The organism is Streptomyces sp. NBC_00038 (genome assembly GCF_026343635.1).
Classification (GTDB): Bacteria; Actinomycetota; Actinomycetes; order Streptomycetales; family Streptomycetaceae; genus Streptomyces.
This window is the reverse complement of record NZ_JAPELQ010000001.1, coordinates 1830624-1843035: the sequence shown is the minus strand read 5'-3', so window position 1 is coordinate 1843035 and position 12412 is coordinate 1830624. Positions and strand designations below refer to the sequence as shown.

The window sequence follows — 12412 nt, the reverse complement described above, 5'->3', positions numbered from 1 at the left end:
TTACTGTGAGTGAGCATTGATCGACTGCGCACAGGGGGAAAAAATGGCGCACACACAGCACCAGACCATGCGACGCGTCCTGCGCCGCGAAATCGCGGGCACCATCGGGTTGTTGACCGACGAACAGGACTTCACGGCGATGCGGCGCTACCGCACCTTCACCTTCGACGACCACACCAGCTACCTCCAGCAGGTGGAATCCCTGCTCAGGACCCTCGCCGCCCAGGGCAGCCACACCACCGTGGCACTCTTCGACCCCGAGGAGTACGCGGAGTTCTGCGCCGACAGCGGCCTGGAACCCGACGCTCCGTCGAGCCGCACACGCTTCACGGCAGAACTGGCCGCGACGGGACCCACCGTCACATACGAGGGACAGCCCCTCGACGAACTCGTTCCGGACCTCGTCGACGAGGCCGTCCGCCAGGCCACGTGGGAGTACGCGACCACCCTCCTGGCCCGTATCGGCAACTGCGCGTCCTGCGGCGAGGACATCGGACGCGCGTCCTTCGCCCGCGCCTCTCACCTACTCACCCGCATCCTCGACACCGCGGGCCCCGGCGACCTCCACCTCGTATGCAGTGTGTCGGCAGCGCCCGAAACGCTCGTCGCCGTACTCCGAGCCGATGACGACGCGGGCACCATCCACCTCGACGAATCAGAGACCCTCGAATTCACCACCGTCCTGGCCCTCGGAGTCGCCACCCGGAGCGCCGGGGGACTCGTCATGCGCACCACCGCCCGCGACGCGCCCGACCGTGTCTACGGATGGCGGCTCCGCGGAGAAAACCTTGAGCCCCTCACCGCGGCGGAAGTCTTCGACGCCTATTGCACCGATATCGATTCCGGGGACCTCGTCTCCCCGGAATCGGGAGTCGACTACTGCGTGCCGCCTGACCTCGGAGAAGAAGGGGAAACGACGGGCCACGCGCACTGAATCCGAAAGGGGCGCTCCACCCACAGGTGGAGCGCCCCTCGGCAACAGTCGATCGACGACGTGGTCCGGCTACTCGCCGGACAGCACCGCCTGCGCCGCCGTGCGAGCCTCCTCAGCCGTGTCCGCCGCGCGTGCAGCGGCAGCGGCACGCTCGCACTGCGCCAGCGTGTACTTGGCGAGCGTCGCCCGGACGTAAGGAATGGACGCGGCACCCATCGAAAGGGAGGTGACCCCAAGGCCGGTCAGCACACACGCGAGCAGCGGGTCCGACGCGGCCTCACCGCAGACACCACAGCTCTTGCCCTCGGCCTTCGCCGCCTCGGCGGACAGCGCGACCAGGTCGAGCAGCGCGGGCTGCCACGGGTCCTGCAAACGGGACACCGCACCCACCTGCCGGTCTGCGGCGAAGGTGTACTGCGCGAGGTCGTTGGTCCCCAGGGACAGGAACTCGACTTCCTGAAGGATCGACCGTGCCCGCAGCGCGGCCGACGGAATCTCCACCATCGCGCCGAACTTCGCCTGCAGCCCGGCCGCACGGCACGCCTCCGCGAACGCCTTGGCGTCGATACGGTCCGCGACCATCGGAGCCATGACCTCGAGATAGACCGGCAGCCCCTCCGAAGCCTTGGCGAGGGCCGTCAGCTGAGTACGCAGCACGTCGGGGTGGTCCAACAGCGAGCGCAGACCCCGCACACCCAGAGCCGGGTTCGGTTCATCGGCCGGAGTCAGGAAGTCGAGCGGCTTGTCCGCGCCCGCGTCGAGCACACGCACCACGACACGGCCCTCGGGAAACGCCTCGAGAACCTGCCGGTACGCCTCGACCTGCTTCTCCTCGGACGGTGCGCTCTTGCTGTCGTCCAGGAAGAGGAACTCGGTGCGGAACAGACCGACGCCCTCGGCACCGGCCGCGACAGCGGCCGGCACGTCAGCAGGACCGCCGACATTGGCCAGCAGAGGCACCTTGTGCCCGTCGGACGTGGCGCCGGGACCGGTTGCGGAGGACAGCGCCGCCTTGCGCTCTGCCGCAGCGGCCTCCAACTGAGCCTTCTTCTCGGCGCTCGGCTCCACGAAGATCTCACCGGTGCTGCCGTCCACGGCGATCATCGTGCCCTCGGCGAGCTCACCCGCACCAGGCAACGCGACCACGGCGGGAACGCCGAGCGCCCGCGCCAGAATCGCGCTGTGGCTGGTCGGCCCACCTTCCTCAGTGACGAAACCGAGGACCAGAGTGGGGTCGAGCAGCGCCGTGTCCGCAGGCGCGAGGTCACGAGCAATAAGGACATACGGCTCGTCGCTGTCCGGGACGCCAGGCATGGGCACCCCGAGCAGCCGGGCGACGATACGATTCCGCACGTCGTCGAGATCGGCCACACGACCGGCAAGGTACTCACCGGCGCCGGCCAGTAGGGCGCGATACGCGGCGAACGCGTCATAGACCGCGCGCTCGGCAGTGCTGCCGACCGCGATCCGCCGCTCCACATCCGCCATCAGCTCGGGGTCCTCGGCCATCATGGCCTGAGCCTCGAGCACCGCCTGAGCTTCGCCCCCCGCCAGATTGCCGCGCGCAATCAGGTCGGCCGCCACAGCCCCCACGGCCTTGCGGGCACGCCCCTGTTCGCGCTCCGCATCCTCCGTCGGGATCTGCTTGGCAGGCGGTTCAAGAACCGCCGTTCCCATGTGCCGAACCTCGCCGATCGCCACACCGTGGCTCACGCCGACGCCTCGCAGCGTTGTCTCCATCTCACCCGTCTCCGATAGTGCGGCGAGTCCCGCCGCCGTGGTGGTTGTCCAACTTGTCGTCTACGCCGGCACTGATGTCACTTCCAGCGGAAGAGCTCGTCTCCGGTTTTGACATCGCCGTCCTCGCGGACATCGGAGAGGGACTCGGCCGTGGCCTCGAGTGCAACGATCGGGCACACCGGGGACTTGCCTGCCGCTTCGACGGCAGCCGGGTTCCAGCGCACTACGGCCTGGCCACGCGCCACGGTGTCACCCTTGTTGACAAGCAGTTCGAAGCCCTCGCCATTGAGCTGAACGGTGTCGATACCGAGGTGGGTGAGCACACCATGGCCTTCGTCGTCGACGACAACAAAGGCATGTGGATGAAGCGAGACAATCACTCCGTCCACGGGTGCGACAGCCTCGGAGGGCTCACGCACGGGGTCGATCGCGTTGCCGGGGCCGACCATGGCGCCGGAGAACACGGGATCCGGTACCGCGGCGAGTCCGATGGCGCGTCCGGCAAGAGGGGACGTCACGGTGGTCATGGGAAGCCTCCCAGGGGTGGAGATCTATATGGGCCGTCACTACCTGTCCCGGACGGCACACTGCTGAGCAGGGTATGTCATATGAACTACCGGTTCCCTATGAGAGGACCCGGTTGGCAGCCGTAGAGCACTGGGCAAACGATTTGCGCCTGCTCCAGACCCCCCTGTAGAGTCGTACACCTGCTTGGGGCTGAGCGACGCGATCAAGTGTCCTTACCCAGCAGCACCCAACTTGTCAGATCCTATCTCGGGGTCTGGTTCTGCATGCTCGCAGGACCGTGGTCAGAGAGACGGAAAATCACTGATAGAGTTTGGAACACCGAAGGGAAGCGCCCGGAGGAAAGCCTGAGAGAGTCTCTCGGGTGAGTACAAAGGAAGCGTCCGTTCCTTGAGAACTCAACAGCGTGCCAAAAATCAACGCCAAGTTTGTTGATACCCCGTCTCCGGCCGATCGGCCGGGACGAGGTTCCTTTGAAGAAAAACATCAGCGAGGACGCTGTGGACCGTGGGGATTATTCCTCCCTTCGGTTCCGCTCTCTTGGTGTCGCCCCGCAGTCTTTAATTAGACGCAGTCGGGAAAACATTCACGGAGAGTTTGATCCTGGCTCAGGACGAACGCTGGCGGCGTGCTTAACACATGCAAGTCGAACGATGAAGCCTTTCGGGGTGGATTAGTGGCGAACGGGTGAGTAACACGTGGGCAATCTGCCCTTCACTCTGGGACAAGCCCTGGAAACGGGGTCTAATACCGGATAACACTCCTCTGGGCATCCAGGGGGGTTGAAAGCTCCGGCGGTGAAGGATGAGCCCGCGGCCTATCAGCTTGTTGGTGAGGTAGTGGCTCACCAAGGCGACGACGGGTAGCCGGCCTGAGAGGGCGACCGGCCACACTGGGACTGAGACACGGCCCAGACTCCTACGGGAGGCAGCAGTGGGGAATATTGCACAATGGGCGAAAGCCTGATGCAGCGACGCCGCGTGAGGGATGACGGCCTTCGGGTTGTAAACCTCTTTCAGCAGGGAAGAAGCGAAAGTGACGGTACCTGCAGAAGAAGCGCCGGCTAACTACGTGCCAGCAGCCGCGGTAATACGTAGGGCGCAAGCGTTGTCCGGAATTATTGGGCGTAAAGAGCTCGTAGGCGGCTTGTCGCGTCGGTTGTGAAAGCCCGGGGCTTAACCCCGGGTCTGCAGTCGATACGGGCAGGCTAGAGTGTGGTAGGGGAGATCGGAATTCCTGGTGTAGCGGTGAAATGCGCAGATATCAGGAGGAACACCGGTGGCGAAGGCGGATCTCTGGGCCATTACTGACGCTGAGGAGCGAAAGCGTGGGGAGCGAACAGGATTAGATACCCTGGTAGTCCACGCCGTAAACGGTGGGAACTAGGTGTTGGCGACATTCCACGTCGTCGGTGCCGCAGCTAACGCATTAAGTTCCCCGCCTGGGGAGTACGGCCGCAAGGCTAAAACTCAAAGGAATTGACGGGGGCCCGCACAAGCAGCGGAGCATGTGGCTTAATTCGACGCAACGCGAAGAACCTTACCAAGGCTTGACATACGCCGGAAAGCATCAGAGATGGTGCCCCCCTTGTGGTCGGTGTACAGGTGGTGCATGGCTGTCGTCAGCTCGTGTCGTGAGATGTTGGGTTAAGTCCCGCAACGAGCGCAACCCTTGTTCTGTGTTGCCAGCATGCCCTTCGGGGTGATGGGGACTCACAGGAGACTGCCGGGGTCAACTCGGAGGAAGGTGGGGACGACGTCAAGTCATCATGCCCCTTATGTCTTGGGCTGCACACGTGCTACAATGGCAGGTACAATGAGCTGCGATGCCGCGAGGCGGAGCGAATCTCAAAAAGCCTGTCTCAGTTCGGATTGGGGTCTGCAACTCGACCCCATGAAGTCGGAGTTGCTAGTAATCGCAGATCAGCATTGCTGCGGTGAATACGTTCCCGGGCCTTGTACACACCGCCCGTCACGTCACGAAAGTCGGTAACACCCGAAGCCGGTGGCCCAACCCCCTTGTGGGGAGGGAGCTGTCGAAGGTGGGACTGGCGATTGGGACGAAGTCGTAACAAGGTAGCCGTACCGGAAGGTGCGGCTGGATCACCTCCTTTCTAAGGAGCACTTCTTACCGATCCCTCCGGGGTGAGGTCAGAGGCCAGTACATCGGCGTACGTCCGGTGCTGGTTGCTCATGGGTGGAACGTTGATTATTCGGCACTCTCAGCCATCTCGGGCTGCAAGTACTGTCCTTCGGGGCGTGGAAAGCTGATCACGAGTGGCGAGGGTGCCTGGCACGCTGTTGGGTGTCTGAAGGTACGGGCTGTTCAAGCCTGTTTCTTCAGTGCCGGCCCCAGTGAACTCGCCCGTGAGGGTGGGGTGGTGGGTGGTTGGTCGTTGTTTGAGAACTGCACAGTGGACGCGAGCATCTGTGGCCAAGTTTTTAAGGGCGCACGGTGGATGCCTTGGCACCAGGAACCGATGAAGGACGTGGGAGGCCACGATAGTCCCCGGGGAGCCGTCAACCAGGCTTTGATCCGGGGGTTTCCGAATGGGGAAACCCGGCAGTCGTCATGGGCTGTCACCCATACCTGAACACATAGGGTATGTGGAGGGAACGCGGGGAAGTGAAACATCTCAGTACCCGCAGGAAGAGAAAACAACCGTGATTCCGGGAGTAGTGGCGAGCGAAACTGGATGAGGCTAAACCATATGCGTGTGAGACCCGGCAGGGGTTGCGTATGTGGGGTTGTGGGATTTCTCTTTCACGGTCTGCCGATCGTGAGACGAGTCAGAAACCGTTGATGTAGGCGAAGGACATGCGAAAGGTCCGGCGTAGAGGGTAAGACCCCCGTAGTCGAAACGTCAACGGCTCGTTTGAGAAACACCCAAGTAGCACGGGGCCCGAGAAATCCCGTGTGAATCTGGCGGGACCACCCGCTAAGCCTAAATATTCCCTGGTGACCGATAGCGGATAGTACCGTGAGGGAATGGTGAAAAGTACCGCGGGAGCGGAGTGAAATAGTACCTGAAACCGTGTGCCTACAAGCCGTGGGAGCGTCGGAGTGCATGCTTGCATGCACTCTCGTGACTGCGTGCCTTTTGAAGAATGAGCCTGCGAGTTTGCGGTGTGTTGCGAGGTTAACCCGTGTGGGGAAGCCGTAGCGAAAGCGAGTCCGAATAGGGCGTTTTAGTAGCGCGCTCAAGACCCGAAGCGGAGTGATCTAGCCATGGGCAGGTTGAAGCGGCTGTAAGAGGTCGTGGAGGACCGAACCCACCAGGGTTGAAAACCTGGGGGATGACCTGTGGTTAGGGGTGAAAGGCCAATCAAACTCCGTGATAGCTGGTTCTCCCCGAAATGCATTTAGGTGCAGCGTCGTGTGTTTCTTGCCGGAGGTAGAGCACTGGATAGGCGATGGGCCCTACCGGGTTACTGACCTTAGCCAAACTCCGAATGCCGGTAAGTGAGAGCGCGGCAGTGAGACTGTGGGGGATAAGCTCCATGGTCGAGAGGGAAACAGCCCAGAGCATCGACTAAGGCCCCTAAGCGTACGCTAAGTGGGAAAGGATGTGGAGTCGCACAGACAACCAGGAGGTTGGCTTAGAAGCAGCCACCCTTGAAAGAGTGCGTAATAGCTCACTGGTCTAGTGATTCCGCGCCGACAATGTAGCGGGGCTCAAGCGTACCGCCGAAGTCGTGTCATTCATACAATAGGGCCAACGCCCGTATGGATGGGTAGGGGAGCGTCGTGTGCCGGGTGAAGCCGCAGCGGAAGCTAGTGGTGGACGGTTCACGAGTGAGAATGCAGGCATGAGTAGCGATACACACGTGAGAAACGTGTGCGCCGATTGACTAAGGGTTCCTGGGTCAAGCTGATCTGCCCAGGGTAAGTCGGGACCTAAGGCGAGGCCGACAGGCGTAGTCGATGGATAACCGGTTGATATTCCGGTACCCGCTGTGAAGCGTCAAACATTGAACCAGGCGATGCTAAGTCCGTGAAGCCGTCCCGGACCCTTCGGGGAAAGGGAAGTGGTGGAGCCGACGGACCAGACCTGCAGTAGGTGAGTGATGGGGTGACGCAGGAAGGTAGTCCATCCCGGGCGGTGGTTGTCCCGGGGTAAGGGTGTAGCCCGTCATCTAGGCAAATCCGGATGACACGAGGGTGAGACCTGATGCCGAGCCGATTGTGGTGAAGTGGATGATCCTATGCTGTCGAGAAAAGCCTCTAGCGAGTTTCATGGCGGCCCGTACCCTAAACCGACTCAGGTGGTCAGGTAGAGAATACCGAGGCGTTCGGGTGAACTATGGTTAAGGAACTCGGCAAAATGCCCCCGTAACTTCGGGAGAAGGGGGGCCATCACCGGTGATCGGATTTACTCCGTGAGCTGGGGGTGGCCGCAGAGACCAGCGAGAAGCGACTGTTTACTAAAAACACAGGTCCGTGCGAAGCCGTAAGGCGATGTATACGGACTGACGCCTGCCCGGTGCTGGAACGTTAAGGGGACCGGTTAGTCACTCTTCGGGGTGGCGAAGCTGAGAACTTAAGCGCCAGTAAACGGCGGTGGTAACTATAACCATCCTAAGGTAGCGAAATTCCTTGTCGGGTAAGTTCCGACCTGCACGAATGGCGTAACGACTTCTCGACTGTCTCAACCATAGGCCCGGTGAAATTGCACTACGAGTAAAGATGCTCGTTTCGCGCAGCAGGACGGAAAGACCCCGGGACCTTTACTACAGTTTGATATTGGTGTTCGGTTCGGCTTGTGTAGGATAGCTGGGAGACTGTGAAGCTCGAGCGCCAGCTCGGGTGGAGTCGTCGTTGAAATACCAGTCTGGTCGTGCTGGATGTCTAACCTGGGTCCGTGATCCGGATCAGGGACAGTGTCTGATGGGTAGTTTAACTGGGGCGGTTGCCTCCTAAAGAGTAACGGAGGCGCCCAAAGGTTCCCTCAGCCTGGTTGGTAATCAGGTGTTGAGTGTAAGTGCACAAGGGAGCTTGACTGTGAGACCGACGGGTCGAGCAGGGACGAAAGTCGGGACTAGTGATCCGGCGGTGGCTTGTGGAAGCGCCGTCGCTCAACGGATAAAAGGTACCCCGGGGATAACAGGCTGATCTTCCCCAAGAGTCCATATCGACGGGATGGTTTGGCACCTCGATGTCGGCTCGTCGCATCCTGGGGCTGGAGTCGGTCCCAAGGGTTGGGCTGTTCGCCCATTAAAGCGGTACGCGAGCTGGGTTTAGAACGTCGTGAGACAGTTCGGTCCCTATCCGCTGCGCGCGCAGGAATATTGAGAAGGGCTGTCCCTAGTACGAGAGGACCGGGACGGACGAACCTCTGGTGTGCCAGTTGTCCTGCCAAGGGCATGGCTGGTTGGCTACGTTCGGGAGGGATAACCGCTGAAAGCATCTAAGCGGGAAGCCTGCTTCGAGATGAGTATTCCCACCCACTAGATGGGTTAAGGCTCCCAGTAGACGACTGGGTTGATAGGCCAGATGTGGAAGCCCAGTAATGGGCGAAGCTGACTGGTACTAATAGGCCGAGGGCTTGTCCTCAGTTGCTCGCGTCCACTGTGTTGGTTCTGAAACCACGAACAACCGTTGTAGCCATGCCACGGCTCCGGTTTGAGAAGTTTCACCGTGTTTCGGTGGTCATAGCGTGAGGGAAACGCCCGGTTACATTCCGAACCCGGAAGCTAAGCCTCACAGCGCCGATGGTACTGCAGGGGGGACCCTGTGGGAGAGTAGGACGCCGCCGAACTATCTTTAGAGCTCCGGCTCTTGGGCTTATCGCCCGAGAGCCGGAGCTTTTTTGTTTTCTGGTGACGCCTCCACCCCTCCGTACAACAGCGTCAGCGCTGCGGGTAAGGTCAGGGGCATCATTGGCTCGTTTCCCACAGGAGGCCCCCGGGTGGAGGTCCAGGAGACTCGCGTCCAGACAGACCGGGTCCTCACCATCCCGAACATCCTCAGCATGGCGCGCCTCGTCGGTGTGCCCGTCTTCCTGTGGCTGATCCTCTGGCCCGAGTTCGGTGGTCCCAAGAGCGACGGATGGGCACTCCTGGTGCTCATGCTGAGCGGCATCAGTGACTATCTGGACGGGAAGCTCGCCCGCCGCTGGAACCAGATCAGCAGCCTTGGCCGGCTACTCGATCCCGCAGCCGACCGGCTCTACATTCTGTCCACTCTCGTGGGCCTCACCTGGCGTGAGATTCTCCCGCTGTGGTTGACCGCTGTCCTTCTGGCGCGCGAACTGGTCCTGTTGGTGATGGTGGGCATCCTCAGACGCCACGGCTATCCGCCGCCGCAGGTGAACTTCCTGGGGAAGGCGGCTACCTTCAACTTGATGTACGCCTTCCCGTTGTTGCTGCTCAGTGACGCAAGTGGATGGATCGCGTCACTCGGTGCTATTTTCGGATGGGCGTTCGCCGGATGGGGTACAACGCTCTACTGGTGGGCAGGAGTCCTCTACGTGGTTCAGGTCCGCCGCCTTGTCAGGGCGGACGCCACAACCGATTGAGCTCGCCCATTGCGCGGCTGTAGTGGCTCGATGGCCCGCGGACGAAAAGTGCGGGACAATTTGGACGGGTGAAGTCGGCTAGACCGTCGTCTCTTCAAGGAGGACGCTTCCGACATGAAGGCCGTCGTGATGGCCGGAGGCGAAGGCACACGCCTTCGTCCCATGACCTCAAGCATGCCCAAGCCGCTCCTACCCGTGGCCAATCGCCCGATCATGGAGCATGTGCTACGGCTGCTCAAAAGGCATGGGCTCAACGAGACCGTCGTGACTGTTCAGTTCTTGGCCTCTCTGGTCAAGAACTACTTCGGTGACGGCGAGGAGCTCGGCATGGAGCTCACCTATGCCAATGAGGAGAAGCCACTCGGTACTGCCGGGAGCGTCAAGAACGCCGAGGAGGCGTTGAAGGACGACACCTTCCTAGTGATCTCCGGTGATGCCCTGACTGACTTCGACCTCACCGACCTCATCAATTTCCACAAGGAAAAGGGCGCGCTGGTCACCGTCTGTTTGACGCGCGTACCAAATCCCCTTGAATTCGGCATCACCATCGTGGATGAAGAGGGCAAGGTCGAGCGCTTCCTGGAGAAGCCGACCTGGGGCCAGGTGTTCTCGGACACGGTGAACACGGGTATCTACGTCATGGAACCCGAGGTCTTCGACTACGTCGAGGCCGATGTCTCCGTCGACTGGTCCGGCGATGTCTTCCCTCAGCTGATGAAAGAGGGCAAGCCTGTTTACGGCTATATCGCCGAGGGCTACTGGGAGGACGTCGGGACCCACGAAAGCTATGTGAAGGCGCAGGCCGATGTCCTGGAGGGCAAGGTCGACGTCGAAATCGACGGCTTCGAGATCTCGCCGGGCGTATGGGTCGCCGAGGGGGCCGAGGTGCACCCCGACGCCGTTCTGCGAGGACCGCTTTACATCGGCGACTACGCCAAGGTCGAGGCGGACGTCGAAATCCGCGAACACACCGTCATCGGTTCCAACGTCGTCGTCAAGACAGGTGCCTTCCTTCACCGCGCCGTCGTGCACGACAACGTGTACATCGGTCAGCACAGCAATCTGCGTGGCTGCGTGATCGGAAAGAACACCGACATCATGCGGGCCGCACGGATCGAGGACGGTGCGGTCATCGGTGATGAGTGCCTCGTCGGTGAAGAATCGATCATCCAGGGCAATGTTCGCGTCTACCCGTTCAAGACCATCGAGGCCGGCGCCTTCGTCAATACGTCGGTGATCTGGGAGTCGCGGGGGCAGGCGCATCTCTTCGGCGCCCGTGGAGTGTCCGGGATCCTGAATGTGGAGATCACCCCGGAACTCGCCGTGCGGCTTGCGGGAGCGTACGCGACGACGCTCAAGAAGGGCTCCACGGTCACGACGGCTCGAGATCACTCCCGAGGCGCTCGTGCGCTGAAGCGGGCGGTCATCTCGGCGCTGCAGGCCAGCGCCATCGACGTACGCGATCTGGAGAACGTACCGCTGCCGGTGGCCCGGCAGCAGACCGCCAGAGGTAGCGCCGGCGGGATCATGATCCGGACGACACCCGGTGTGCCGGACTCCGTCGACATCATGTTCTTCGACGGGCAGGGTGCTGATCTGTCGCAGGCCAGTCAGCGGAAGCTGGACCGGGTGTTCGCGCGGCAGGAGTATCGGCGCGCGTTCCCTGGCGAGATCGGGGATCTGCACTTCCCGGCGAGTGTCTTCGACTCGTACACCGGATCGTTGCTGCGGAATGTCGACACGACGGGGATCACCGAGTCGGGGCTCAAGGTCGTCGTGGACGCGTCGAACGGTAGCGCCGGGCTCGTGCTGCCCAGCTTGCTCGGCAAGCTCGGGGTCGACTCGCTTGTCATCAATCCCGGTTTGGACGAGTCCAGGCCGACTGAGACGGCGGATGCGCGGCGGTCCGGGCTTGTGCGGCTCGGTGAGATCGTGGCGTCCGCGCGGGCCGCCTTCGGGGTGCGCTTCGACCCGGTGGGTGAGCGGCTCTCGCTCGTGGACGAGAAGGGGCGGATCGTCGAGGACGACCGGGCTCTGCTCGTCATGCTCGACCTGGTGGCCGCGGAGCGGCGCAGCGGGCGGGTGGCGCTGCCGGTGACCACCACCCGGATCGCAGAGCAGGTGGCGGCGTATCACGGGACGCAGGTGGACTGGACGACGACGTCTCCGGACGATCTGACCAGGGTCGGGCGGGACGAATCGACGATCTTCGGCGGTGACGGGCGCGGTGGCTTCATCATTCCGGAGTTCAGCAGTGTCTTCGACGGTGCGGCGGCGTTCGTACGACTGATCGGGCTGGTGGCGCGGACTCAGCTCACGCTGAGCCAGATCGATGCGCGGATTCCGCGGGCGCATGTCCTCAAGCGGGATCTCGCGACTCCCTGGGCCGTCAAGGGACTTGTCATGCGCCGGGTCGTGGAGGAGGCCGGGGACCGCTTTGTGGACACGACCGACGGTGTACGGGTCGTGGAGACCGACGGGCGCTGGGTGATGGTGCTCCCGGATCCCGCTGAGGCGGTTACGCATCTGTGGGCAGAAGGGCCCGACGATGCCTCCGCGGAGGCCCTGCTCGACGAGTGGTCGGCGGTCGTGGACAGCGCCGGTCGATGAAACACCTAGCACGCGCGCGTGCCGGACAAGTGCCCTCAAGGGGGCCTGTCCGGCACGCCGGTGGGGCCATTCGGAGGTAGCGCCCG

General features: G+C 62.1%; 5 protein-coding genes and 3 rRNA genes. 6 read left to right on the top strand and 2 right to left on the bottom strand.

The features are described from left to right. The first annotated feature begins 43 nt into the window (after positions 1-43). Positions 44-934 (top strand): hypothetical protein, encoded by an 891-nt coding sequence (locus OG219_RS08595; protein ID WP_266824534.1) that lies wholly within the window; start codon positions 44-46, stop codon positions 932-934. A gap of 69 nt (positions 935-1003) precedes the next feature. Here the strand turns inward: OG219_RS08595 and ptsP are convergent, their stop codons facing one another. Continuing rightward, a complete protein-coding gene (gene ptsP / locus OG219_RS08590) occupies positions 1004-2674 on the bottom strand; it encodes a phosphoenolpyruvate--protein phosphotransferase (RefSeq protein ID WP_266824532.1) in 1671 nt (556 codons plus the stop codon). Between the two features lie 77 nt (positions 2675-2751). Continuing rightward, positions 2752-3201, bottom strand: coding sequence for a PTS glucose transporter subunit IIA (locus OG219_RS08585; protein ID WP_266824530.1), 450 nt, complete (start codon positions 3199-3201; stop codon positions 2752-2754). Positions 3202-3784: 583 nt separating this feature from the next. Here OG219_RS08585 and OG219_RS08580 point away from each other — a divergent pair. The 5 genes from OG219_RS08580 (at position 3785) to OG219_RS08560 (ending at position 12326) form a co-directional block, all read left to right on the top strand. Further along, a 16S ribosomal RNA gene (locus OG219_RS08580) occupies positions 3785-5312 on the top strand. A 318-nt stretch (positions 5313-5630) separates the two neighbouring features. Continuing rightward, a 23S ribosomal RNA gene (locus OG219_RS08575) occupies positions 5631-8752 on the top strand. Between the two features lie 88 nt (positions 8753-8840). Next, positions 8841-8957 (top strand): 5S ribosomal RNA (rrf, locus tag OG219_RS08570). Together the 16S, 23S and 5S rRNA genes form the textbook arrangement of a ribosomal RNA operon. Before the next feature lie 150 nt (positions 8958-9107). Then, a complete protein-coding gene (locus OG219_RS08565; RefSeq protein ID WP_266824528.1) occupies positions 9108-9716 on the top strand; it encodes a CDP-alcohol phosphatidyltransferase family protein in 609 nt (202 codons plus the stop codon). Between the two features lie 114 nt (positions 9717-9830). Beyond that, a complete protein-coding gene (locus OG219_RS08560) occupies positions 9831-12326 on the top strand; it encodes a mannose-1-phosphate guanyltransferase (RefSeq protein ID WP_266467956.1) in 2496 nt (831 codons plus the stop codon). Positions 12327-12412 lie beyond the last annotated feature (86 nt).